Origin of the sequence: Pseudomonas sp. MPDS, from assembly GCF_013283895.1 — a bacterium.
Lineage (GTDB): Bacteria > Pseudomonadota > Gammaproteobacteria > Pseudomonadales > Pseudomonadaceae > Aquipseudomonas > Aquipseudomonas rhizophila.
Genome location: NZ_CP054128.1, coordinates 1,261,211 through 1,284,244 on the forward strand (window position 1 = coordinate 1,261,211; position 23,034 = coordinate 1,284,244).

The following is a 23,034-nucleotide window of genomic DNA, read 5'->3' on the forward strand; positions in this document are numbered from 1 at the left end:
GTGGGAGAGGTCGATTGGCTTGTGTTCCTTCTCAGGCGAAGAGGCAGGAATTAATCTGACCCTTTTCTGTTAATTGGTTTGGGAGTCACGGGGGGCGCGTTGTCCATACCGTTTCTTAAGTGGGGAGCGTGCTCTATCCCTAGATGCACTGATGGATTGTGCGTCAAAGTTAAACCCAGATAACTTTCGGAAAGCTAATGATGAGTTTCGAGTTGTTGGGTTTTGGTGATTTAGGTTCTGTGCATATCGGTATGACTCGCGATCAATCGAGGGCATTATTGGGGCGCGGTTTTGAGGAGTTTTTAAAAGCTGCTGATTCTACAGTTCCAACTGACGCGTACGATGATTTAGGAGTACACGTTTATTTTGATGAGGGTTACAGGGTCATCGGCGTGGAGTTCTTGAAATGGAGCGATCTCAGTTGGCGCGGACAGCGTTTGTCCGGTGCAGATGTACTTAAAGTTCAGCAGTACATGGTTGCGGAAGGTGAGGCCCTGAACTTTAATGGCTCAGGGTTTGATGTGAACGGATTGGGTCTTAGAGTTTATGCGCCTGATCTTGATATCGGTGAAGAGGAAGCTGTGATAGAGACAGTTTATGTGAGTTTTGTAAAAGATAAATAAGTTGTTGTAAATCATTTGGATATGAGCAAGGCGCCTTAATTTTTTACGGCGGATTAATCTCCGGTTGTCCACATTTCATCAAACGTGGACAAGTGGCGTTCGCTTTTTTTTATGGTGTCAAAGGATATTTTTGATTTCGGCTTTGATACACCGAGGAGTCTGGTTTGGGGCTGCTGCGCAGCCCAGCGGGAGCAAGCTCCCTCGCCACGGGGTTTGTGGTGTCAGGAAGCGAAGCGGCACGAGTCATTCATTTGTGTCGGAAGGATCACCGGCCCCGAACCGAAACATCCCACAGTTTTTTAGGGTTGCCGCTCGGAAATGCGCTCTCTAACCTTTGAACGTCGCTGCCTAATCAGCGACCGGGTGTGGAAACCTGAATTTAGTAGGGCATGGCTGAACATCGTGTTGCCGACGTCTCGTTTCGTCTGCAAACTGCGTCTTGGCGGCTGTGCGTGGGCAGACTTCGGTCTGGCCGGGTCCTGCTAACCGGTATTTCCACCCCGCGTACCGCTGCCACCTATTGTCGCGTGGAAACGACACAGAGATGGCTCCAATTTTTAAGCAGGAGCATTGAATATGGATAAGTCAGTCCCCGACCCACCCTTCAACAAAACCAACCCTCTTTCCGGCTTCGACTCCATCGAAGACCTACTCAAAGACCGAGCCGCCGCCGAGCGGGCACTCAATCATTACCTCAATCCAAAAAAACCAGAGCCAAGCACCGATCCGCGCATCGACAGCCTGTTCTCCGTCACCGCCAAAGCCGACGCTGACACGCTGCTGACCAGCACCTCCGAAACCCTGGCCTCGATAAAAGCCATGGCCGAGGACCTGGCCTTTGAAGTGGAGGGCACGCGGCGCAGTGTGGCGTTGGGGATTCATCAGTTGGTGGAGTTGTGCCAGTTGCTGGTGGACAAGGCGTTGGATCAGCTTGAAGTGCCGGCCAGTCCGGCACCTTGATCCCCTCGCCACGGAAGTTGATCGTTCCCATGCTCCGCGTGGGAATGTAGCCCGGGACGCTCTGCGTCCCTTTCCAAAGCCGAACGCGGAGCGTCCGTGGAGGCATTCCCACGCGGAGCGTGGGAACGATCGGCAACGATCAGGCGGGTTACTGCATCAACACCTCAACCACCCCATCCGCCGTCATGTTCACTTTGCTGGTGCCTGCTTCGACTTCCGGCGTGACGGATTCAGCATCCATGGACGCCGCTTTCATCATCATCTGCGGGCGCATGTAGGGCTGTGGGTAGCCGTTGCTGTTGAGGTTCAGGTTGACGATTTTGTAACCCTTGCCGCCCAGGGCTTCGGTGGCCAGTTGGGCGCGGGCTTTGAAGGCGTTGACGGCGTCCTTGAGCAGGGCGTCTTCGCTGGTCTGGCGGGTGGCGGTGGAGATGGTGAAGTCCATGCCGCCCATTTTCAGGTCGGTGAGCAACTCGCCGGTGAGTTTGGACAGGGCCGCGAAGTCGGCGCTTTCCAGGCGCAGTTCAGCGCGTTCGCGCCAGCCGGTGATTTTCTGGCCTTTGTTGTCGTAGACCGGGTAACTGTTACGGCTGCCCTGGCGCAGGGTGATGTCCTTGACCTGCTTGGCCTGGCCGATGGCTTTGTTCAGCGTGGTGGTGACGGCCGCAGCGAGTTTGGCCGGGTCGGTGTTTTGTTCCTCGGTGTAGAGGGTGACGATCATCAGGTCGCGGGCGACTTCCTGGCTGGCTTCGGCGCGCAGGGAAATCTGGTTGTAGTGAAGCTCATCGGCGGCCAGGGCCGGCAGGCTGGCGACGGTGCCGAGGCTGAGGGCGAGCAGGGCGGCGTGACGACTGAACGTTTGCATGAAAGCTCCTTGGGATGAGGCGCAGGGGTGAGATCCGGGCCTGCGTGAACGGTAAGACTCTAGCTTTTATGGGCGGGTTCGCACAGTTACAACTTCTATACAGATGCGAAGGTCAGGGGAGCTTTTGTGGCGAGGGGATTTATCCCCGCTGGACTGCGCAGCAGTCCCAGAATTGTCATGATCTAGCTCAGCGTGGTGCCCGACCTTATTTTGGGGGCCGCTTCGCGCCCCAGCGGGGATAAATCCCCTCGCCACAATGGTTAGTGTGTCATTTCGGGGCTGTGGCGCTTTGCCGCATAGCTGCCTGTGCACGTCGCGCCTTGGTTATACTCCGTGCGATCCGCCTGGAGCGCTCATCAGGAGAGCTCATGCTCGCCCCTTTGCAAATGACTTCCGCCTCTCGCCAGAACCTCTGGCGTCTGACGTTTATCCGCATTCTGGTCCTGGCCGCCCAGGCCGGGTCCGTGGGGCTCGCCTATTGGTTCGAGCTGCTGCCGCTGCCGTGGCTGCAATTGGCGATCACCCTGGCCTGCTCTTCGATACTGTGCGCGCTGACCGCCATCCGTCTGCGCACCTCGTGGCCGGTAACTGAGCTGGAATACGCCGTGCAACTGGCCTGCGATCTGTTTATCCACAGCGCGTTGCTGTATTTCTCCGGCGGCTCCACCAACCCTTTTGTGTCCTATTACCTGGTGCCGCTGACCATCGCCGCGGTGACGTTGCCGTGGCGGTATTCGCTGATCCTGTCCGGCATCGCCCTGGCGCTGTACACCTTGTTGCTGGCGCGCTTCTATCCGCTGGAAACTTTCCCTATCGCTCGGGAAAACCTGCAGATCTACGGCATGTGGCTGAGTTTCGCCCTGGCGGCGGCGGTCATTACGTTTTTTGCTGCGCGCATGGCCGAAGAGTTGCGTCGTCAAGAAGAGCTGCGGGCCATTCGCCGTGAAGAGGGCCTGCGGGACGAGCAATTGCTGGCCGTGGCGACCCAGGCCGCGGGTGCCGCCCATGAGTTGGGCACGCCGTTGGCCACCATGAGCGTACTGCTCAAGGAGATGCGCCAGGATCATCACGACCCGGCGCTGCAGGAAGACCTCGGTGTGTTGCAGGATCAGGTCCAGCTCTGCAAGGAAACCCTGCAGTACCTGGTGCGTGCCGCCGAGGCCAATCGCCGGCTGGCCATCGACATGCAGGACGTCACCGACTGGCTCGACGAGGCCCTGAATCGCTGGCACCTGATGCGCCCGGAGGCCAGTTATCGCTTCCAGCGTCTGGGTCAAGGACCGGTGCCGCGCATGGCGCCGCCGCCGGACCTGACCCAGGCGTTGCTCAACTTGTTGAACAACGCCGCCGACGCCTGCCCCGAAGGCCTGGAAGTGGCGCTGGACTGGAATGCCTACGAGCTGACCATCAGCATCCGCGACCATGGCGCCGGTGTGCCGCTGGCGATTGCCGAGCAAATCGGCAAGCCGTTCTACACCACCAAGGGCAAAGGTTTCGGCCTGGGCCTGTTTTTGAGCAAGGCCAGCGTGACACGCGCCGGCGGCTCGGTGAAACTCTACCCCCATGAGGAGGGCGGCACGCTCACCGAGCTGCGCCTGCCCCATGCCGACCGAGGAGACGAACATGAGTGACGAGATCCAAGTCGACGGCGAAGAACTGCCGCATCTGTTGCTGGTGGACGACGACGCCACCTTCACCCGCGTCATGGCCCGGGCCATGTCCCGTCGGGGCTTTCGCGTGAGCACCGCAGGTTCCGCCGAGGAAGGTTTGAGCATCGCCCAGGCCGACCTGCCGGACTACGCCGCGCTGGATTTAAAAATGGACGGCGACTCGGGCTTGGTGCTGTTGCCCAAGCTGCTGGAGCTGGACCCGGAAATGCGCGTGGTGATCCTCACCGGTTACTCGAGCATCGCCACCGCGGTCGAGGCGATCAAGCGCGGCGCCTGCAATTACCTGTGCAAACCGGCCGACGCCGATGACGTGCTGGCCGCCCTGTTGTCCGAACACGCCGATCTGGACACCCTGGTGCCGGAAAACCCCATGTCGGTGGACCGCCTGCAATGGGAGCATATCCAGCGGGTGCTGACCGAGCACGAAGGCAACATTTCCGCCACTGCCCGCGCCTTGGGCATGCACCGGCGTACCTTGCAGCGCAAATTGCAGAAGCGCCCCGTGCGTCGCTGAACCTGCGCTGAACAGATGTTGTCCACCCTCGCGGCAAATCGGGCCGTTGTTCTATGATCGGCCCGAGTTTTTTTTCTTTACAGAGCCTTAACCATGAATCAGAACGCTGAATATTCCGCGGTCAATGATGCGGTGCGCGGGCAGTTTTTCCGCCGTGTCTGGCAAATGACCACGCCGTACTGGCGCAGTGAGGAGAAGGGCAAGGCCTGGACGCTGTTAATTGCCGTCATCGTGCTGTCGTTGTTCAGCGTGGCGATTTCGGTGTGGATCAACAGTTGGTACAAGGATTTCTATAACGCCTTGCAGGAGAAGGACAGCGTCGCGTTCTGGCGGTTGATCCTGTATTTCTGCGGCATCGCCGCGGTGGCGATCCTGGGCGCGGTGTATCGCTTGTACCTCACGCAGATGCTCACCATTCGCTGGCGGGCCTGGCTCACGGAGAAACACTTCGCCCGTTGGCTCAATGACAAGAATTACTACCGGCTGGAGCAGGGCGGTTACACCGATAACCCGGACCAGCGGATCTCCGAAGACCTCAACAGTTTTACCAGCAACACCTTGGGCCTGGGCCTGGGGCTGCTGCGCACCGTGGTCAGCCTGGTGTCGTTCTCGATCATTTTGTGGGGCGTGTCGGGCAGCATCCAGGTATTTGGCTACACCATCCCCGGCTACATGTTCTGGTGTGCGCTGGTGTATGCGGCGGTGGGCAGTTGGCTGACGCACCTGATCGGTCGTCGCTTGATCAGCCTGAACAACAACCAGCAACGCTTTGAAGCCGACCTGCGTTTTTCCATGGTGCGGGTGCGTGAGAACGCCGAGAGCATTGCCTTGTACAACGGCGAACCCAACGAGAACCGCCGCTTGAGTGGCCGCTTTGGTCTGGTCTGGCATAACTTCTGGGACATCATGCGGGTGTCCAAGCGCTTGACCTTCTTCACCTCCGGCTACGGCCAGATTGCGATCATCTTCCCGTTCATCGTCGCCGCGCCGCGCTACTTCGCCGGCAAAATCCAGCTGGGCGAGCTTATGCAGATCAACTCGGCGTTCGGCAATGTGCAGGAGAATTTCAGTTGGTTCATCAGCGCGTACACCGACCTCGCCGCGTGGCGCGCCACGTGTGACCGTCTGCTGAGCTTCCGCCAGGCCATGAGCGACAACGAAGACCGCGTACCGGCCATCGATGTGCAGAACCAAGGTCATGCATTGAAAGTGCAAAACCTGGGGTTGGACCTGGCCGATGGCCGCCATCTGCTCAGCCACACCAACATGACCGTTGAGCCGGGCGAGCGGGTGATGCTCAGCGGGCGTTCGGGCAGCGGTAAATCCACCCTGTTCCGGGCAATGGGGCATTTGTGGCCGGATGGCCACGGCGCGATCCGGTTGCCCGCGGCGCGTTATCTGTTCCTGCCGCAAAAACCCTATCTGCCCATTGGCACCTTGCGCGAAGCGCTGAGTTATCCACAACCGGGCGACACGTACCCGCCAGAGCGTTATGCCCAAGTGCTGGAAACCTGTCGCCTGCCGCATCTGGTGGCGCGACTGGACGAAGCCAACCATTGGCAGCGCATGCTCTCGCCCGGCGAGCAGCAACGCCTGGCGTTCGCCCGCGCATTGCTCTACGCACCACAATGGTTGTATATGGACGAAGCCACGTCGGCGATGGACGAAGAAGATGAAGCGACGCTGTACCAGGCGCTGATTGACCAGTTGCCGGGGCTGAGCATTGTCAGCGTTGGCCATCGCAGCAGTTTGAAACGGTTCCATCCGCGACATGTGCGTATCGAAAATGGCCAACTGGTGGAGCAAGCTGTAGTCGCCTGATTGTCATTGCCGAACACCGTTGTGGCGAGGGGATTTATCCCCGTTGGGTGCGAAGCGCCCCTTCAAAATCAAAGGTCAACGATATTGATCTGCTGGTAGATCAAGAGGGCTGCTCCGCAGCCCAGCGGGGATAAATCCCCTCGCCACAACGGTGCATGGCGGCAAACTTTGCCAAGACCGCCAGGGAGCACGGTGATCGTACAACCACGTTGCGCTATCATGATGCGCATTCAGCCGCTTGCCGAGACACAGACACATGGAAAGACCGATCGACGTACCACGCCTTCCCCGCAAGCGCCGCAGCCTGGCGCAGGAGCTGGTGACGGTGTTGACCGAGCAGATTCGCGACGGTCTTCTCAAGCGTGGCGATAAATTGCCCACCGAGTCGGCGATCATGGAAGCCCATGGCGTCAGCCGCACCGTGGTGCGCGAGGCGATTTCCCGTTTGCAGGCCGCCGGCCAGGTGGAAACCCGCCACGGCATCGGCACCTTCGTGCTGGACACGCCCAGCCCGAGCGGCTTTCGCATCGACCCGGCGACGGTGGTCACCTTGCGTGACGTGCTGGCGATCCTGGAGTTGCGCATCAGCCTGGAAGTGGAATCGGCAGGCCTTGCAGCCCAGCGCCGCAGCGACGAGCAACTGGCTGCGATGCGCGCAGCCCTGGATGCGCTGAACGAAAGCGCCGCCCACGCCAGCGACGCGGTGGCCTCGGACTTCGCCTTCCACCTGGAAATCGCCCTGTCCACCGGCAACCGCTACTTCACTGACATCATGACCCACCTGGGCACCAGCATCATCCCACGCACCCGGTTGAATTCGGCGCGCCTGGCCCACGACGACCACCAGCACTACATGGACCGCCTGAGCCGTGAGCACGAGGAAATCTACGAAGCCATCGCCCGCCAGGACTCCGACGCGGCCCGTGCGGCCATGCGCTTGCACCTGACCAACAGCCGCGAACGGCTGCGCCAAGCTCATGAAGAGGCGCAAGCGCAGGGCTGAATCGCTCACTGCTCTGCTGGCAAGGATGCTGTCGTGGCGAGGGAGCTTGCTCCCGCTGGGCTGCGAAGCGGCCCCTCAGCTCTTTCGGTCGATCGCCGTTCAACAGGTTGGCGACTGCTTCGCAGTCGAACGGGAGCAAGCTCCCTCGCCACAGCGGTCCCGTGTTTGGTTCGAGTTCAATAAGCCCTACACCTTAATCCGCAACTTGAAGAGCGGTCCGCTGCCTCGCAGGGCAAGATTCCTCAGTTTGCCAGCAAACCTCAAAGGCCCGATCTCAAAGGCTTTTCGCCAAACTCCGCGCACCTGACCCCCGACAAAAGACGAAATGCAGTTGACGTTCGTATTTTAAGTTGTACGATGACTTACAACTTCTCTTGAAGCTGAACCGTTTCCTACAACACAACATTTGCGTCCAGGGTGTTCGAATAATGAATCCACAAGAACTGAAGTCCATCCTCTCGTCTGGCCTGCTGTCTTTCCCGGTCACCGATTTCACTGCTCAAGGCGATTTCAATCGCGACAGCTACGTCAAGCGCCTCGAGTGGCTGGCCCCGTATGGCGCCTCGGCACTTTTCGCGGCCGGTGGCACCGGTGAGTTTTTCTCCCTGGCCGCCAGCGAGTATTCGCAAGTCATCAAGACAGCTGTTGATACCTGCGCCACCAGCGTGCCAATCCTCGCCGGTGTCGGCGGTGCTACCCGTCAGGCCATCGAGTACGCTCAGGAAGCCGAGCGTCTGGGCGCCAAGGGCCTGTTGCTGCTGCCGCACTACCTGACTGAAGCCAGCCAGGACGGCGTAGCCGCCCACGTTGAAGCCGTGTGCAAATCGGTGAAGATCGGCGTGGTGGTTTACAACCGCAACGTCTGCCGCCTGAACGCCACGCACTTGGAGCAACTGGCCGAGCGCTGCCCGAACCTGATCGGCTACAAGGATGGCCTGGGCGATATCGAACTAATGGTGTCGATCCGCCGTCGTCTCGGCGATCGTTTCAGCTACCTGGGCGGCCTGCCGACCGCAGAAGTCTATGCCGCGGCCTACAAGGCCCTGGGCGTGCCGGTCTACTCCTCGGCGGTGTTCAACTTCATTCCGAAAACCGCGATGGATTTCTACCACGCCATTTCCCGTGAAGATCACGCGACCGTCGGCAAGATCATCGACGACTTCTTCCTGCCTTACCTGGACATTCGTAACCGCAAGGCCGGTTATGCCGTGAGCATCGTCAAGGCTGGCGCGAAGATCGTCGGCTACGACGCAGGTCCTGTGCGTACGCCGCTGACCGATCTGCTGCCGGAAGAATACGAAGCCCTGGCCGCGCTGATCGACAAGCAAGGCAAGCAGTAACAGACCCGACAAAGCCGCTGAGCAATCAGCGGCTTTTTGCGTAAGGCTTGATCGTTCCCACGCTCCGCGTGGGCACGCAGCCAGGGACGCTCTGCGTTCCTAGACAGCTATTGTAGAAGGAGTAGCTCCGTGGCAGATTCAAAGCGTTTCGATAACTACATCAACGGTCAGTGGGTGGCCGGTGCCGACTATTGCACCAACATCAACCCGTCTGACTTGTCCGATGTCATTGGTGAATACGCCAAGGCTGATGCAGCTCAAGTCAATGCCGCCATCGAAGCCGCCCGCGCCGCGTTCCCGGCCTGGTCGACCTCGGGCATCCAGGCCCGTCACGATGCGCTGGACAAAGTCGGCAGCGAGATCCTCGCCCGTCGCGAAGAACTCGGCCAACTGTTGGCCCGGGAGGAGGGCAAGACCCTGCCCGAAGCCATTGGCGAAGTGACCCGCGCCGGCAACATTTTCAAGTTTTTCGCTGGCGAGTGCCTGCGCCTGTCGGGCGATTACCTGCCGTCGGTGCGCCCGGGCGTCAACGTCGAAGTCACCCGTGAAGCGTTGGGTGTGGTCGGTTTGATCACGCCGTGGAACTTCCCGATCGCGATCCCTGCCTGGAAGATCGCCCCGGCGCTGGCCTACGGCAACTGTGTGGTGATCAAACCCGCCGAATTGGTGCCAGGTTGTGCCTGGGCCCTGGCGGACATCATTTCCCGCGCCGGTTTCCCGGCCGGTGTGTTCAACCTGGTGATGGGCAGCGGCCGTGTGGTCGGTGAAGTCCTGGTCAACAGCCCGAAGGTCGACGGTATCAGCTTCACCGGTTCCGTGGGCGTGGGGCGGCAGATCGCGGTCAATTGCGTGGCGCGCCAGGCCAAGGTGCAACTGGAGATGGGCGGCAAGAACCCGCAGGTCATCCTCGACGACGCCGATCTCAAACAGGCTGTCGAACTGGCGGTGCAGAGCGCGTTCTACTCCACCGGCCAGCGTTGCACGGCTTCGAGCCGCCTGATCGTGACCGCCGGCATCCACGACAAGTTCGTCGCTGCCATGGCCGAGCGCATGCAGTCGATCAAGGTCGGTCATGCCTTGAAGGCAGGCACCGATATCGGGCCGGTGGTTTCCGAAGCCCAGCTCAACCAGGACTTGAAGTACATCGACATCGGCCAGAGCGAAGGTGCGCGGCTGGTCAGCGGTGGCGGCCTGGTGACGTGTGACACCGAAGGTTATTTCCTGGCGCCGACACTGTTCGCTGACAGCGAAGCCTCGATGCGCATCAGCCGCGAAGAAATCTTTGGCCCGGTGGCCAACGTCGTGCGTGTGGCCGATTATGAAGCGGCGCTGGCGATGGCCAACGACACCGAGTTCGGGCTGTCCGCCGGTATCGCCACCACCTCGCTCAAATATGCCAACCACTTCAAGCGTCATTCCCAGGCGGGCATGGTGATGGTCAATCTGCCGACCGCCGGCGTGGATTACCATGTACCGTTCGGCGGCCGCAAAGGTTCGTCCTATGGCTCGCGCGAGCAAGGTCGCTATGCGCAAGAGTTCTACACCGTGGTGAAAACTTCTTACATCGGATCGTAATTGCGACACCGGCCGGAGCGGGACAACCCGCCCGGCCGTACAACCAGATTTCCCGTATAAAAATAAATAGTGGAAGTAGATTTAAATGCAAGAAACCAAGCCGACTCGCGTCCGCTATTTGATCCTGCTCATGCTGTTTCTGGTGACAACGATCAACTATGCCGACCGCGCAACCATCGCTATCGCCGGCTCCAGCCTGCAGAAAGACCTCGGCATCGATGCCGTTACCCTCGGTTATATCTTCTCCGCCTTCGGCTGGGCCTACGTGGCCGGGCAGATCCCGGGCGGCTGGCTGCTTGACCGGTTCGGGTCGAAAAAAATCTATGCCTTGAGCATTTTTACCTGGTCGCTGTTCACCGTGCTGCAAGGCTATGTCGGTGAATTCGGTGTCTCCACCGCCGTGGTGGCGCTGTTCATGCTGCGTTTTCTGGTGGGGCTGGCCGAGGCGCCTTCCTTCCCGGGTAACGCCCGCATCGTCGCGGCCTGGTTCCCCACCGCTGAACGCGGCACCGCTTCGGCGATTTTCAACTCCGCCCAGTATTTCGCCACGGTGTTGTTTGCGCCGCTGATGGGTTGGATCGTCTACCGCTTTGGCTGGCAGCACGTGTTCATCGTGATGGGCGTGGTCGGTATCGTGTTCTCGCTGGTCTGGCTGAAGGTTATCCACAGCCCGCGTCAGCACCCGATGATCAATGAGGCCGAGTTCAATCACATCGCCGCCAACGGCGCGATGGTCGACATGGACCAGGACAAGGGCAGGGGTAAGAAGACCGACGGTCCGAAGTGGGATTACATCCGCCAACTGCTGACCAACCGCATGATGCTCGGCGTGTACCTGGGCCAATACTGCATCAACGGCATCACCTACTTCTTCCTGACCTGGTTCCCGGTGTACCTGGTGCAGGAGCGCGGCATGACCATCCTCAAGGCTGGTTTCATCGCCTCCTTGCCGGCCATCTGCGGCTTCATCGGCGGCGTGCTCGGCGGGGTGATTTCCGACTACCTGCTGCGCAAGGGCCACTCGCTGACCTTCGCTCGCAAGGCGCCGATCATCGCCGGCCTGCTGGTGTCCAGCAGCATCGTGGCGTGCAACTACGTGGACATCGAATGGATGGTGGTCGGCTTCATGGCCCTGGCCTTCTTCGGTAAAGGCGTGGGCGCATTGGGTTGGGCCGTGGTGTCCGACACTTCGCCAAAACAGATCGCCGGTCTGAGTGGCGGCCTGTTCAACACCTTCGGCAACCTGGCATCGATCACCACGCCGATCGTCATCGGCTACATCATCAGCTCCACCGGTTCGTTCAAATGGGCGCTGGTGTTCGTGGGCTGCAACGCGCTGATGGCGGTGTTCAGTTACCTGGTGATCGTCGGGCCGATCAAGCGTGTCGTGCTCAAAGAGCCCGCGGCCCGGGATGATCAACTTTCCAGCCTGTCTGAAGCGAAATCCTGAAGGAGCGATGTCGATGCAACTGATTGAACATGCCGATTCGCCCCGTTACATCCGCCTGAATGAGCGGGACAACGTGGTCATTGTGGTGAACGACCAGGGCGTGCCAGCCGGGACTGAGTTCCCGGATGGCCTGGTCACCGTAGACTTTGTACCGCAGAGCCACAAGGTCACCCTGGAAGATATTCCCGAGGGCGGCGAGGTGATTCGCTACGGCCAGGTCATTGGCTACGCATTGCAACCAATCCCCCGTGGCAGTTGGGTCAAGGAAGACCAACTGCGCATGCCCACCGCGCCGCCGCTGGACAGCCTGCCGCTGTCCACCGACGTGCCGGCGGCCGAAGCGCCGTTGCAAGGCTACACCTTCGAGGGCTATCGCAACGCCGACGGTACCGTGGGCACGCGCAACATCCTGGGCATCACCACCACGGTGCAGTGCGTGACCGGGGTGCTGGACCATGCGGTCAAGCGCATCAAGGACGAATTGCTGCCCAAGTACCCGAACGTCGATGACGTGGTGGCGCTGACCCACAGCTACGGCTGCGGCGTGGCGATCACCGCCACCGACGCTTACATCCCGATCCGCACCGTGCGCAATCTGGCACGCAACCCGAACCTGGGGGGCGAAGCGCTGGTAATCAGCCTGGGCTGCGAGAAATTGCAGGCCGGGCAGGTGATGCATGAGAACGACAGCTCGGTGGACCTCAGCGAGCCGTGGCTGTATCGCTTGCAGGATTCCAGTCACGGTTTCACCGAAATGATCGAGCAGATCATGGAACTGGCCGAAACCCGGCTGAAGAAACTCGACCAGCGCCGCCGCGAAACCGTGCCGGCCTCGGAGCTGATCCTGGGCATGCAGTGCGGCGGCAGCGATGCGTTTTCCGGCATCACCGCCAACCCGGCCCTGGGCTATGCCTCGGACCTGCTGCTGCGGGCCGGGGCGACGGTGATGTTTTCCGAAGTCACCGAAGTGCGCGATGCGATCTACCTGCTGACCTCCCGGGCGCAAACCCGGGAAGTCGCCCAGGAGCTGGTACGCGAGATGGACTGGTACGACCGTTACCTGGCCAAGGGCGAGGCCGATCGCAGTGCCAACACCACGCCGGGCAACAAGAAAGGCGGGCTGTCGAACATCGTCGAAAAATCCCTGGGCTCGATCGTCAAGTCCGGCAGCAGTGCGATCAACGGCGTGTTGGGGCCGGGCGAGCGCTTTAAGCAAAAGGGCCTGATCTTCTGCGCCACGCCGGCCAGTGATTTTGTCTGCGGCACGTTGCAACTGGCGGCGGGGATGAACCTGCACGTATTCACCACCGGCCGTGGCACGCCGTACGGCTTGGCCATGGCGCCGGTGGTAAAGGTCTCGACCCGCACCGAACTGGCCCAGCGCTGGCCGGACCTGATCGACATCGACGCCGGCCGGATCGCCACCGGGCGCGCCTCCATCGAGGAACTGGGCTGGGAACTGTTCCATTACTACCTGGACGTGGCCAGCGGCAAGAAACAGACCTGGGCCGAGCGGCACAAGCTGTACAACGACATCACCTTGTTCAACCCGGCGCCGATTACCTGATGTACTTGTGATCGCTGGAGATCCAGTGTGGGAGCGAGCTTGCTCGCGATGACGGCGGTACATTCAGCATTTATGCAAGCTGACACACCGCTATCGCGAGCAAGCTCGCTCCCACAGGGGTTGTGGTGAATATGGATTTTGTGTTCACCCAGGAACAAATGTGGGAGCGAGCCTGCTCGCGATAGCGGTCTACCAGACGCCAGTGTCGTTAGTGGCTATCATTAGCCACCTAACGACACCCTTCTCAAGGTCCCCGGCATGCTGGCAATTTTCCTCGAAACCCTGAACATCACCGCACCGGTGTTTGCCATGTTGTTTCTGGGGACACTGCTCAAGCGCATTTACTGGATCAACGACAATTTCATTCACATCGCCTCGTCCCTGGTGTTCAACGTCACCATGCCGGCGCTGTTGTTCCTCGGCATCCTGCATGCCGATCTCCACGCGGCATTGCAGCCGGACCTGCTGATCTATTTCTCCATTGCCACCCTGGTGTGCTTTGCCGTGGCCTGGGGCTGGGCGATCTGGCGTTGCCCGCGTGAGGACCGTGGCATCTATACCCAGGGCGCCTTTCGCGGCAACAACGGCGTGATCGGCCTGGCACTGGCGGCGAGCATGTATGGCGACTACGGGATTTCCCTGGGGTCGATACTCGCGGCGCTGGTGATCCTGTTCTACAACACCCTGTCGACCATCGTGCTGGCGGTCTACAGCCCAGTGATCAAGTCCGACCCCTGGAGCATCTGCAAAAGCGTGGTCAGCAACCCGCTGATCATCAGTGTGGTCGTAGCCGCGCCGTTGGCCTATTGGCAGATAGGCCTGCCGAACTGGTTTGAAACCTCGGCCAAATACCTTGCCCAGATGACTTTGCCGCTGGCGTTGATCTGCATCGGCGGCACGCTGTCGCTGGCGGCGCTGCGCAAAAGCGGCAAGATGGCCCTGAGTTCGAGCCTGGTGAAAATGATCGGCCTGCCCCTGCTGGCCACCCTCGGCGCCTGGCTCTGGGGTTTTCGTGGGGCGGAGCTGGGAATTCTGTTCCTGTACTTTGGCAGCCCCACCGCCGCCGCCAGTTACGTCATGGCCCGCGCGGCCGATGGCAACCATGAACTGGCCGCGGCGATCATCGTCATCACCACGCTGATGGCGGCAATTACCACCAACTTGGGGATTTTTGTGTTGCAGTGGGGTGGGTGGATCTGAAGCCTGGGGTGGCGGTGTTCTTGAGGGCCCATCGCGAGCAGGCTCGCTCCCACAGTAGATGGCGGTGTACACAAGTTTCCAGTCCGCCTGCGATCTCTGTGGGAGCGAGCTTGCTCGCGATAGCGATCTAACAGTCACTCAGATTTCTGATAACTATCGATCACTTCCTGCGCCGCCCTGAATGCATCAATCGCCGCCGGCACCCCCGCATACACCGCGCAATGCAGCAACGCCTCGCGAATCTCCTCAACCGTACAACCATTGTTCAGCGCTCCGCGCACGTGGCCTTTCAATTCCTGCGGGCATTTGAGGGCGGTGAGGGCGGCGAGGGTGATCAGGCTGCGGGTTTTGAGCGGCAGGCCTTCGCGGCTCCAAACGCTGCCCCAGGCGTGCTCGTTGACGAAGTCCTGCAGCGGCTGGGTGAATTCGGTGGCGTTGCCCAAGGCACGGTCGACGAACGCGTCGCCCATCACCTGGCGGCGCATGTCCAGGCCGGTCTTTGGAGTGTCGGTCATGGCAAATCCCTCTTGTGGTGTTGACGGCGCCAGGCGCGCAAGGAGCTGAACAGCAAAAACGCGAGCAGGGCCGGCAGCACATAGAACAGCATCAGTCGTTCCAGTTGGCCGGCCAGAGGCATGCCGGTAGTGAACGACACCACATGCAGCCCATAGGCCAGGTACAAGCCCAAAAACAGCAGACCTTCGGCGCGGGTGACGCGGTAGCCGGAATAAAACACCGGCAGGCACAGTACCGCCACGCCGAGCATCACCGGCAGGTCGAAATCCAGAGCATTGGGGGACACCGAGAGCGGCGAGGGCGCGGCGAGGGCCGTCACCCCCAGCACGCCCAGCAGATTGAACAGGTTGCTGCCGATCACGTTGCCCACGGCAATGTCTCGCTGGCCCCGCAGCGCGGCGATCAGCGAGGTGGCGAGTTCCGGCAGCGAGGTGCTGACGGCGACGATGGTCAGGCCGATGATGCGTTCCGACAGCCCCAGGTCCGTCGCCACTTCCACCGCCGCGCCCAACAGCAAGTGCCCGGCGAAAATCAGCATCGCCAGGCCCACGACCATCATCGACAGGCTTTTGGGCCATGACACTTGCGCCACGTCCACGCCCATCCCATGCGGTCGCCCCGAATGCCGCGACTGGCGCAGCAACAGGCCCAGGTACACCGCCAGGGCCATCAACAGCAACGCGCCGTCCAGTTGCGTCAGTTCCTCGTTCCAGGCCAGCACGAACACCAGCAGGCTGGCGCCGATCATCAGCGGGATGTCCAGGCGCACCAGTTGACGCGAGACGCGCAACGGAATGATCAGCGCCGACAACCCGAGGGTGACGAGGATGTTGAAGATGCTGCTGCCGATCACGCTGCCCACGGCGATGTCGGCGTTCTGCGCCAGGGTCGCTTGCAGGCTGACGGCCATTTGCGGGGCGCTGCTGCCAAAGGCGACCACGGTCAGGCCGATGATCAGCGGTCGCACCTGCAAACGTGCCGCCAGGCCCACGGCGGCGCGCACCAGCAGCTCGGCCCCGGCGATCAACAACAGCAGGCCACCGAACAGTTCGATCAGGCTCAGCAGCGGGATGGCATTGAGTAGGGAAATGTCCGGGCTCCGTCTATCAATTGTCGAGGGCTTGCACACGCACCCGTGCGGTGCCGCTGCGTAGCATGCCCAGTTGCTCGGCGGCAGCGCGGGATACATCGATCAGGCGGCCACGAGTGTAGGGGCCACGGTCGTTGATGCGGACCACGACACTGTCGTTGTTTTTCAGGTTGGTGACTTTCACCCGTGTGCCGAACGGCAACCGGCGATGGGCGGCGGTCAAGCCATGCTGGTTGAAGCGCTCGCCGCTGGCGGTGCGCTTGCCATGGTGCCTGGCACCGTAATAAGAGGCGACGCCGGTCTGGTCATAGCCGTGTGGATCGACCGTCCCGCTCTGGCTGGCGCAACCGGCCAACAGGGACAGCAGGGCGCAGGCGCCGAGGAGACGCTTCATGTAGGGGTTTCCAACTACAGATAGGGGCGCTGGCCAGTGAGAGAAAAGCCTGTGGGAGCAAAGCTTGCTCGCGACGAACGATAACGCAGTCCACTGATGGATCAAGGTGTCTTCATCGCGAGCAAGCTTTGCTCCCACAGGATCTCTCCCACAAGGGAGAGTGGAGCCAGGCTTGAAATCTGGCTCCATGGTCATCAGCCCTCGAGCTTGCTTTTAAGCAGTTCGTTGACCTGTTGCGGGTTGGCCTTGCCCTTGGAGGCTTTCATGGCCTGGCCGACGAAGAAACCGAACATCTTGCCGCGCTTGGCTTCGTCTGCCGCACGGTATTGCTCGACTTGCTCGGCGTTGGCCGCGAGCATTTCATCGAGTACGGCGCTGATCGCACCGGTGTCGGTGACTTGCTTCAGGCCGCGCTTCTCAATGATCTCATCAGCGCTGCCTTCACCATTGGCCATGGCTTCGAAGACCATTTTGGCGATCTTGCCGGAAATGGTGTTGTCCTTGATCCGCAACAGCATGCCGCCCAGTTGCTCGGCCGATACCGGCGACTGGTCGATCTCCAGGCCCTGCTTGTTCAGCAGACTGCCCAATTCCACCATCACCCAGTTGGCCGCCAGCTTGGCGTCGCCGCCGATGCTCACGACTTTTTCGAAGTAATCGGCCTGTTCGCGGCTGGTGGCCAGGACGTTGGCGTCATAGCTCGACAGCCCGAACTGCGCCTGGAAGCGCTCGCGTTTCTGGGGTGGCAGTTCCGGCAAGGTGGCACGCACGTCATTGAGGAACGAGTCCTCGATCACCACCGGCAGCAGATCCGGGTCGGGGAAGTAACGGTAGTCGTTGGCTTCCTCTTTACTGCGCATCGGACGGGTTTCGTCCTTGTTCGGGTCGTACAGGCGAGTCTGCTGGATGACCTTGCCGCCGTCCTCGATCAGTTCGATCTGGCGCTGGATCTCGCTGTTGATCGCTTTCTCGATGAAGCGGAACGAGTTGACGTTCTTGATCTCGCAGCGGGTGCCGAATTCAACCTGGCCCTTGGGCCGGATCGACACGTTGCAGTCGCAACGCAGCGAGCCTTCGGCCATGTTGCCGTCGCAAATGCCCAGGTAGCGCACCAGAGCGTGGATCGCCTTGACGTAGGCTACGGCTTCCTTGGCACTGCGCATGTCCGGTTCAGAGACGATTTCCAGCAACGGCGTGCCGGCACGGTTCAGGTCGATGCCGGTGGCGCCGTTGAATTCTTCGTGCAGGCTCTTGCCGGCGTCTTCTTCCAGATGCGCACGGGTGATACCAACGCGCTTGACCGTGCCGTCTTCCAGGGCGATGTCCAGGTGGCCCTTGCCGACAATCGGCAACTCCATCTGGCTGATCTGGTAGCCCTTGGGCAGGTCCGGATAGAAGTAGTTCTTGCGGGCGAATACGTTGTGCTGGCCAATCTCGGCGTCAATCGCCAGACCGAACATCACCGCCATGCGCACGGCTTCGGCGTTGAGCACCGGCAACACGCCGGGCATGCCCAGGTCGACCAGGCTGGCCTGGGTGTTGGGCTCGGAGCCGAACGTGGTGGAGCTACCGGAAAAGATTTTCGACCGGGTGGTGAGCTGGGTATGAATCTCCAGCCCGATCACGACTTCCCATTGCATGTGTTTCTCCTCAGAAGCCGGTTGGGGTGCGGGTGTGCCAGTCAGTGTTCAACTGATACTGGTGCGCCACATTGAGCAGGCGGCCTTCCTGGAAGTACGGCGCGAGCAACTGCACGCCCACCGGCAGGCCATCGACGAAACCGGCCGGCATGGACAGGCCCGGCAAGCCGGCGAGGTTGGCGGTGATGGTGTAGACGTCTTCCAGGTACTCAGCGACCGGGTCGCTGCTCTTGGCGCCGAGTTTCCAGGCCGGGTTCGGCGTGGTTGGGCCAAGGATGATGTCGACCTCGTTGAAGGCGGCCATGAAGTCGTTCTTCACCAGGCGACGGATTTTCTGCGCCTTGAGGTAGTAGGCATCGTAGTAGCCGGCGGACAGCGCGTAGGCACCGACCATGATCCGGCGCTGCACTTCGGCGCCGAAGCCTTCGCCACGGGAACGCTTGTACAGGTCCATCAGGTTGTCCGGATTTTCGCAGCGATAGCCGAAGCGCACGCCGTCGAAACGCGACAGGTTCGAGGACGCTTCCGCCGGGGCGATCACGTAGTACGCCGGAATCGCGTGCTGCATGTTCGGCAGGCTGATTGGCTTGATCACCGCGCCGAGCTTCTCCAGCGCCTTGATGCTGTTGTGGGTCAGCTCGGCGATGCGCGGGTCCAGGCCGGCGCTGAAATATTCCTTCGGCACGCCGATGCGCAGGCCCTGCAACGAGCCGTTGAGGCTGGCGCTGTAGTCCGGCACCGGTTCATCGATGCTGGTGGAGTCGTTCGGATCGAAGCCAGCCATGCCTTGCAGCAGGATCGCGCAGTCTTCGGCGGTGCGGGCCAGCGGACCGCCCTGGTCGAGGCTGGAGGCGTAGGCGATCATGCCCCAGCGCGATACGCGGCCATAGGTCGGCTTGAGGCCCGTGAGGTTGGTAAACGCCGCCGGCTGGCGAATCGAACCGCCGGTGTCGGTGGCGGTGGCGGCCGGCAGCAGGCGCGCGGCCACGGCGGCGGCGGAACCACCGGACGAGCCACCCGGTACGTGTTCCAGGTTCCACGGGTTTTTCACTGCGCCGTAGTAGCTTGACTCGTTGGCCGAACCCATGGCGAATTCGTCCATGTTGGTCTTGCCCAGGGTCACGGCGCCGGCTGCGGCCAGTTTGGCGACCACGGTGGCATCGTACGGGGCCTTGAAGTTGTCGAGCATCTTCGAGCCGCAACTGGTGCGGATGCCCTGGGTGCAGAACAGATCCTTGTGGGCAATCGGTGCGCCGAGCAGGGCGCCGCTCTCACCGTTGGCGCGACGGGCGTCGGCGGCCTTGGCCTGGCTCAGGGCCAGTTCTTCGGTGAGGCTGATGAAGCTGTTGAGCTGCGGGTCGAGCTGGGCGATGCGCGCCAGCAGGGCCTGGGTCAGCTCTTCGGAAGAAAACTTTTTATCGGCGAGTCCGCGGGCGATCTCGGCCAGGGTCATGTGATGCATGAGAGGCTCTTTCCCTTTAGTCGATGACTTTCGGAACCAGGTACAGGCCGTTTTCGACCGCTGGTGCGATGGACTGGTAGGCCTCGCGGTGATTGGACTCGGTCACGACGTCGGCGCGCAGGCGCTGGCTGGCTTCCAGTGGGTGGGCCAGGGGTTCGATGCCGTCGGTGTTGACCGCCTGCATCTCGTCGACCAGCCCCAGAATGCTGTTCAGGGCAGAAGTAATGTGTGGAAGATCGGCTTCATCGAGGCCCAGACAGGCCAGGTGAGCGATTTTTTCCACGTCGGAGCGTTCAAGCGCCATGGGATTCTCCAGTGGAAAACAAAACGGACGCAATCTGTCCGTGTGTTAGATTGTCGGAACACTACCGCATTTCTACGGTCCAGTGCCCTGTATCACAAATACTGTTCCTTTTTGACGGCCTCTATTGTCGTCAACAAAGGAACGTATCTGCGAAACAGGGCATTGGCCGCGATTTCGGGGTTTGGTGCACAGAAAAGCGGCCAATTTAACATATTGGCGCCTTGCCCAAAATCCCTGTCGTTGTTAGAGTTTGCCGCACTTTTTTACCCACGCGTTGCCTAGGGTCCCTTTCCCATGTTCAAGAAACTGCGTGGCATGTTTTCCAGCGATCTTTCCATTGACCTGGGCACTGCCAACACCCTTATTTACGTGCGCGAGCGCGGTATCGTCCTGAATGAACCCTCGGTCGTGGCCATCCGCACCCACGGTAACCAGAAGAGTGTCGTGGCTGTCGGTACCGAAGCCAAGCGCATGCTGGGCCGTACTCCGGGCAACATTGCAGCCATTCGCCCCATGAAGGACGGCGTGATCGCCGACTTCAGCGTCTGCGAAAAGATGCTGCAGTACTTCATCAACAAAGTTCACGAAAACAGTTTCCTGCAGCCCAGCCCTCGCGTGCTGATCTGCGTGCCCTGCAAATCCACCCAGGTGGAGCGTCGTGCCATCCGTGAGTCGGCCCTTGGCGCCGGTGCCCGTGAAGTGTTCCTGATCGAAGAACCGATGGCCGCTGCCATCGGTGCCGGCCTGCCGGTCGAAGAGGCCCGTGGTTCGATGGTCGTCGACATCGGTGGTGGTACCACTGAAATCGCCTTGATCTCCCTCAACGGTGTGGTCTACGCCGAGTCCGTACGTGTGGGCGGCGACCGTTTCGACGAAGCGATCATCACCTACGTGCGCCGCAACTACGGCAGCCTGATCGGCGAATCCACCGCCGAGCGCATCAAGCAGGAAATCGGCACGGCCTATCCGGGCGGCGAAGTACGTGAAGTCGACGTTCGCGGCCGTAACCTGGCTGAAGGCGTTCCACGTGCCTTCACCCTCAACTCCAACGAAGTGCTCGAAGCACTGCAAGAGTCGCTGGCGACCATCGTGCAGGCGGTCAAGAGTGCTCTGGAGCAGTCGCCGCCGGAACTGGCGTCGGACATCGCCGAGCGCGGCCTGGTGCTGACCGGTGGTGGCGCGCTGTTGCGTGACCTCGACAAGCTGCTGGCTCAGGAAACCGGCTTGCCGGTGATCGTTGCCGAAGACCCGCTGACTTGCGTTGCCCGCGGCGGTGGCCGTGCATTGGAAATGATGGACAAGCACACCATGGATCTGCTCTCCAGCGAATAAGCCCGCCTGGATGGTCTATGTTGTTCGCTCCCCGGGCAGCACTTTGCAGTGCTGCCCGTTGACGTTTATCTTCTGTCATTCGTATCCAGGCCGGTTTGATGCCGTATGAATAAAGAAAACATTTGCCTGGGAGGAGCGGCTTATTAAACCGCTTTTCGCCAAAGGCCCCTCATTGGGTGTGCGCCTGCTGGTGCTGACCGTGCTGTCGGTCGCGCTGATGGTGGTCGATGCCCGTTTCACGCTGCTCAAGCCAGTGCGCAGCCAGATGTCGCTGGTATTGATGGAATCCTACTGGATCACCGATTTGCCGCAGCGCTTGTGGCAGGGTGTGGCCAGCCAGTTTGGCAGCCGGACCGAGCTGGTGGCCGAAAACGAAAAACTCAAGACCGAGAACCTGCTGTTGCAGGGACGCATGCAGAAGCTGGCGGCCCTCACCGAGCAAAACGTGCGGCTGCGCGAGCTGCTCAATTCCTCGGCGCTGGTCAACGAGAAGGTCGAAGTGGCCGAGTTGATCGGCATGGACCCCAACCCCTTTACCCATCGCATCATCATCAACAAGGGTGAGCGCGACGGTGTTGTCCTCGGCCAGCCGGTACTCGATGCTCGCGGCCTGATGGGGCAGGTGGTGGAGTTGATGCCCTACACCTCTCGCGTGCTGTTGCTGACCGATACCACCCACAGCATTCCCGTGCAGGTCAACCGCAACGGCTTGCGGGCGATTGCCAGCGGCACCGGTAATCCGGAGCGCCTGGAGCTGCGGCACGTCGCAGACACCGCCGACATCAAGGAAGGCGACCTGCTGGTCAGTTCCGGTCTCGGTCAGCGATTCCCGGCCGGGTATCCGGTGGCGACGGTCAAGGAGGTCATACACGACTCAGGTCAGCCGTTCGCCATCGTGCGTGCGGTGCCAACGGCTGCGCTGAATCGCAGCCGATACCTGCTGCTGGTATTCAGCGACAACCGCACCCCGGAAGAGCGCGCCAACGACGCCGCCGTGGCCCAGGAGGCCGAGGACCGGCAGAACATCGACTCGACCGCGACCCCGGTTACCCCGGCTACAGTCCCGGGCACAACACCGGCACCTGCCCCGGCTGCAACGACCCCGGCGCCAACGCCGGCCACCCAAGCCCCGGCGACTCAACCCGCAAGGCCCGCGGCCAAACCGCCTGTCTCCACGCCGGCCACCGCGCCAGCCACCAGGGGAGCACGAGAATAATGAGCAGTACACATTCCGGTAACGGCTGGATGGTCTGGCTGACGTTCGCCATCGGCCTGTTGCTCAGCGTTTCGCCGCTGCCACAATTCATGGAAATCCTGCGCCCGCTGTGGCTGGCGCTGCTGCTGGCATTCTGGGCGCTGGCGCTGCCGCACAAGGTCGGCATGGTCACCGCCTGGTGCCTGGGGCTGGCTGAAGACGTGCTTTATGGCACGTTGCTGGGGCAGAACGCGCTGATCCTGACGCTGATCACGTTCCTGGTGCTATCGCTGCAACAACGCCTGCGGATGTTCCCCATGTGGCAGCAGTGCCTGGTGATCCTGGTGATTTTCGGCCTGGCGCAGCTGGTGCAGCTGTGGCTCAGCGCGCTGACCGGCAATCGCCAGCCGACCCTGGCGCTGGTGTTGCCGGCACTGGTCAGTGCCTTGCTCTGGCCGTGGGTCAGCTTCGGTTTGCGTGGCTTGCGCCTGCGTTTCAAAATCAACTGATTCG

General features: G+C 61.0%; 21 protein-coding genes. 14 read left to right on the forward strand and 7 right to left on the reverse strand.

Annotation, left to right across the window (positions count from 1 at the left end):
- Positions 1-200: 200 nt before the first annotated feature.
- Both HQ912_RS05435 and HQ912_RS05440 read left to right on the forward strand, forming a co-directional pair.
- Positions 201-623, forward strand: coding sequence for a hypothetical protein (locus HQ912_RS05435; protein ID WP_173406560.1), 423 nt, complete (start codon positions 201-203; stop codon positions 621-623).
- 576 nt (positions 624-1,199) lie between these two features.
- On the forward strand, positions 1,200-1,583 hold the full coding sequence (locus HQ912_RS05440; protein ID WP_173406561.1) for a DUF6124 family protein: 384 nt from the start codon (positions 1,200-1,202) through the stop codon (positions 1,581-1,583).
- 148 nt (positions 1,584-1,731) lie between these two features.
- On the opposite strand, the gene HQ912_RS05445 is transcribed toward HQ912_RS05440, so the two are convergent.
- The gene (locus tag HQ912_RS05445; protein ID WP_047229019.1) at positions 1,732-2,448 is read right to left on the reverse strand and encodes an SIMPL domain-containing protein; all 717 of its coding nucleotides are present in this window, start codon (positions 2,446-2,448) and stop codon (positions 1,732-1,734) included.
- Between the two features lie 368 nt (positions 2,449-2,816).
- Between HQ912_RS05445 and HQ912_RS05450 the strand changes: the two genes are divergently transcribed.
- The 9 genes from HQ912_RS05450 to HQ912_RS05490 all read left to right on the forward strand — a co-directional run bounded on the left by HQ912_RS05450 (position 2,817) and on the right by HQ912_RS05490 (position 14,588).
- Positions 2,817-4,079 (forward strand): ATP-binding protein, encoded by a 1,263-nt coding sequence (locus HQ912_RS05450; protein ID WP_047229018.1) that lies wholly within the window; start codon positions 2,817-2,819, stop codon positions 4,077-4,079.
- Complete coding sequence (locus HQ912_RS05455; protein WP_047229017.1) at positions 4,072-4,632, forward strand: response regulator transcription factor; 561 nt, start codon at positions 4,072-4,074, stop codon at positions 4,630-4,632. The genes HQ912_RS05450 and HQ912_RS05455 overlap by 8 nt, the downstream gene beginning before the upstream one ends.
- 93 nt (positions 4,633-4,725) lie before the next feature.
- Complete coding sequence (locus HQ912_RS05460; RefSeq protein WP_173406562.1) at positions 4,726-6,453, forward strand: ABC transporter ATP-binding protein/permease; 1,728 nt, start codon at positions 4,726-4,728, stop codon at positions 6,451-6,453.
- 256 nt (positions 6,454-6,709) lie between these two features.
- Positions 6,710-7,456 (forward strand): FadR/GntR family transcriptional regulator, encoded by a 747-nt coding sequence (locus HQ912_RS05465; RefSeq protein WP_047229015.1) that lies wholly within the window; start codon positions 6,710-6,712, stop codon positions 7,454-7,456.
- A 428-nt stretch (positions 7,457-7,884) separates the two neighbouring features.
- Positions 7,885-8,796, forward strand: a complete 912-nt coding sequence (gene kdgD / locus HQ912_RS05470) for a 5-dehydro-4-deoxyglucarate dehydratase (protein ID WP_047229014.1) — start codon at positions 7,885-7,887, stop codon at positions 8,794-8,796.
- 129 nt (positions 8,797-8,925) lie between these two features.
- The gene (locus tag HQ912_RS05475; protein WP_047228689.1) at positions 8,926-10,371 is read left to right on the forward strand and encodes an aldehyde dehydrogenase family protein; all 1,446 of its coding nucleotides are present in this window, start codon (positions 8,926-8,928) and stop codon (positions 10,369-10,371) included.
- 85 nt (positions 10,372-10,456) lie between these two features.
- Entirely contained in the window at positions 10,457-11,821 is a 1,365-nt protein-coding gene (locus HQ912_RS05480; protein WP_047228688.1) for an MFS transporter, read from the forward strand.
- 13 nt (positions 11,822-11,834) lie between these two features.
- Entirely contained in the window at positions 11,835-13,388 is a 1,554-nt protein-coding gene (gene garD / locus HQ912_RS05485; RefSeq protein ID WP_160893412.1) for a galactarate dehydratase, read from the forward strand.
- 258 nt (positions 13,389-13,646) lie between these two features.
- Positions 13,647-14,588 carry an AEC family transporter gene (locus tag HQ912_RS05490; RefSeq protein ID WP_076383557.1) on the forward strand — a complete coding sequence of 314 codons (942 nt, stop codon included), beginning with the start codon at positions 13,647-13,649 and terminating at the stop codon, positions 14,586-14,588.
- Between the two features lie 134 nt (positions 14,589-14,722).
- Here the strand turns inward: HQ912_RS05490 and HQ912_RS05495 are convergent, their stop codons facing one another.
- The 6 genes from HQ912_RS05495 to gatC all read right to left on the reverse strand — a co-directional run bounded on the left by HQ912_RS05495 (position 14,723) and on the right by gatC (position 19,994).
- The gene (locus HQ912_RS05495) at positions 14,723-15,103 is read right to left on the reverse strand and encodes a carboxymuconolactone decarboxylase family protein (protein ID WP_076383558.1); all 381 of its coding nucleotides are present in this window, start codon (positions 15,101-15,103) and stop codon (positions 14,723-14,725) included.
- Positions 15,100-16,161 carry a calcium/sodium antiporter gene (locus HQ912_RS05500; protein WP_047228693.1) on the reverse strand — a complete coding sequence of 354 codons (1,062 nt, stop codon included), beginning with the start codon at positions 16,159-16,161 and terminating at the stop codon, positions 15,100-15,102. Before HQ912_RS05500 ends, HQ912_RS05495 begins: the two co-directional genes overlap by 4 nt.
- 49 nt (positions 16,162-16,210) lie before the next feature.
- Positions 16,211-16,588: a septal ring lytic transglycosylase RlpA family protein gene (locus tag HQ912_RS05505; RefSeq protein WP_047228684.1), complete on the reverse strand. Its 378-nt coding sequence runs from the start codon at positions 16,586-16,588 to the stop codon at positions 16,211-16,213.
- Positions 16,589-16,782: 194 nt separating this feature from the next.
- Positions 16,783-18,228, reverse strand: coding sequence for an Asp-tRNA(Asn)/Glu-tRNA(Gln) amidotransferase subunit GatB (gene gatB, locus HQ912_RS05510; RefSeq protein WP_047228683.1), 1,446 nt, complete (start codon positions 18,226-18,228; stop codon positions 16,783-16,785).
- A 10-nt stretch (positions 18,229-18,238) separates the two neighbouring features.
- Positions 18,239-19,690 (reverse strand): Asp-tRNA(Asn)/Glu-tRNA(Gln) amidotransferase subunit GatA, encoded by a 1,452-nt coding sequence (gene gatA / locus HQ912_RS05515; RefSeq protein WP_047228682.1) that lies wholly within the window; start codon positions 19,688-19,690, stop codon positions 18,239-18,241.
- A gap of 16 nt (positions 19,691-19,706) precedes the next feature.
- On the reverse strand, positions 19,707-19,994 hold the full coding sequence (gene gatC / locus HQ912_RS05520) for an Asp-tRNA(Asn)/Glu-tRNA(Gln) amidotransferase subunit GatC (RefSeq protein WP_047228681.1): 288 nt from the start codon (positions 19,992-19,994) through the stop codon (positions 19,707-19,709).
- Positions 19,995-20,288: 294 nt separating this feature from the next.
- Between gatC and mreB the strand changes: the two genes are divergently transcribed.
- The 3 genes from mreB (at position 20,289) to mreD (ending at position 23,030) form a co-directional block, all read left to right on the forward strand.
- Positions 20,289-21,326 carry a rod shape-determining protein MreB gene (gene mreB / locus HQ912_RS05525; RefSeq protein ID WP_002555108.1) on the forward strand — a complete coding sequence of 346 codons (1,038 nt, stop codon included), beginning with the start codon at positions 20,289-20,291 and terminating at the stop codon, positions 21,324-21,326.
- Between the two features lie 142 nt (positions 21,327-21,468).
- Positions 21,469-22,542, forward strand: coding sequence for a rod shape-determining protein MreC (gene mreC / locus HQ912_RS05530; RefSeq protein WP_076383560.1), 1,074 nt, complete (start codon positions 21,469-21,471; stop codon positions 22,540-22,542).
- Entirely contained in the window at positions 22,542-23,030 is a 489-nt protein-coding gene (mreD, locus tag HQ912_RS05535) for a rod shape-determining protein MreD (protein ID WP_047228679.1), read from the forward strand. The genes mreC and mreD overlap by 1 nt, the downstream gene beginning before the upstream one ends.
- Positions 23,031-23,034 lie beyond the last annotated feature (4 nt).

What these genes read in the sequence shown, in the direction of transcription:
- HQ912_RS05435 (WP_173406560.1), top strand. Translation starts at nt 201, where the DNA reads ATGAGTTTCGAGTTGTTGGGTTTTGGTGATTTAGGTTCTGTGCATATC.
- HQ912_RS05440 (WP_173406561.1), top strand. Translation starts at nt 1,200, where the DNA reads ATGGATAAGTCAGTCCCCGACCCACCCTTCAACAAAACCAACCCTCTT.
- HQ912_RS05445 (WP_047229019.1), bottom strand. Translation starts at nt 2,448, where the DNA reads ATGCAAACGTTCAGTCGTCACGCCGCCCTGCTCGCCCTCAGCCTCGGC.
- HQ912_RS05450 (WP_047229018.1), top strand. Translation starts at nt 2,817, where the DNA reads ATGCTCGCCCCTTTGCAAATGACTTCCGCCTCTCGCCAGAACCTCTGG.
- HQ912_RS05455 (WP_047229017.1), top strand. Translation starts at nt 4,072, where the DNA reads ATGAGTGACGAGATCCAAGTCGACGGCGAAGAACTGCCGCATCTGTTG.
- HQ912_RS05460 (WP_173406562.1), top strand. Translation starts at nt 4,726, where the DNA reads ATGAATCAGAACGCTGAATATTCCGCGGTCAATGATGCGGTGCGCGGG.
- HQ912_RS05465 (WP_047229015.1), top strand. Translation starts at nt 6,710, where the DNA reads ATGGAAAGACCGATCGACGTACCACGCCTTCCCCGCAAGCGCCGCAGC.
- kdgD (WP_047229014.1), top strand. Translation starts at nt 7,885, where the DNA reads ATGAATCCACAAGAACTGAAGTCCATCCTCTCGTCTGGCCTGCTGTCT.
- HQ912_RS05480 (WP_047228688.1), top strand. Translation starts at nt 10,457, where the DNA reads ATGCAAGAAACCAAGCCGACTCGCGTCCGCTATTTGATCCTGCTCATG.
- garD (WP_160893412.1), top strand. Translation starts at nt 11,835, where the DNA reads ATGCAACTGATTGAACATGCCGATTCGCCCCGTTACATCCGCCTGAAT.
- HQ912_RS05490 (WP_076383557.1), top strand. Translation starts at nt 13,647, where the DNA reads ATGCTGGCAATTTTCCTCGAAACCCTGAACATCACCGCACCGGTGTTT.
- HQ912_RS05495 (WP_076383558.1), bottom strand. Translation starts at nt 15,103, where the DNA reads ATGACCGACACTCCAAAGACCGGCCTGGACATGCGCCGCCAGGTGATG.
- HQ912_RS05505 (WP_047228684.1), bottom strand. Translation starts at nt 16,588, where the DNA reads ATGAAGCGTCTCCTCGGCGCCTGCGCCCTGCTGTCCCTGTTGGCCGGT.
- gatB (WP_047228683.1), bottom strand. Translation starts at nt 18,228, where the DNA reads ATGCAATGGGAAGTCGTGATCGGGCTGGAGATTCATACCCAGCTCACC.
- gatA (WP_047228682.1), bottom strand. Translation starts at nt 19,690, where the DNA reads ATGCATCACATGACCCTGGCCGAGATCGCCCGCGGACTCGCCGATAAA.
- gatC (WP_047228681.1), bottom strand. Translation starts at nt 19,994, where the DNA reads ATGGCGCTTGAACGCTCCGACGTGGAAAAAATCGCTCACCTGGCCTGT.
- mreB (WP_002555108.1), top strand. Translation starts at nt 20,289, where the DNA reads ATGTTCAAGAAACTGCGTGGCATGTTTTCCAGCGATCTTTCCATTGAC.
- mreD (WP_047228679.1), top strand. Translation starts at nt 22,542, where the DNA reads ATGAGCAGTACACATTCCGGTAACGGCTGGATGGTCTGGCTGACGTTC.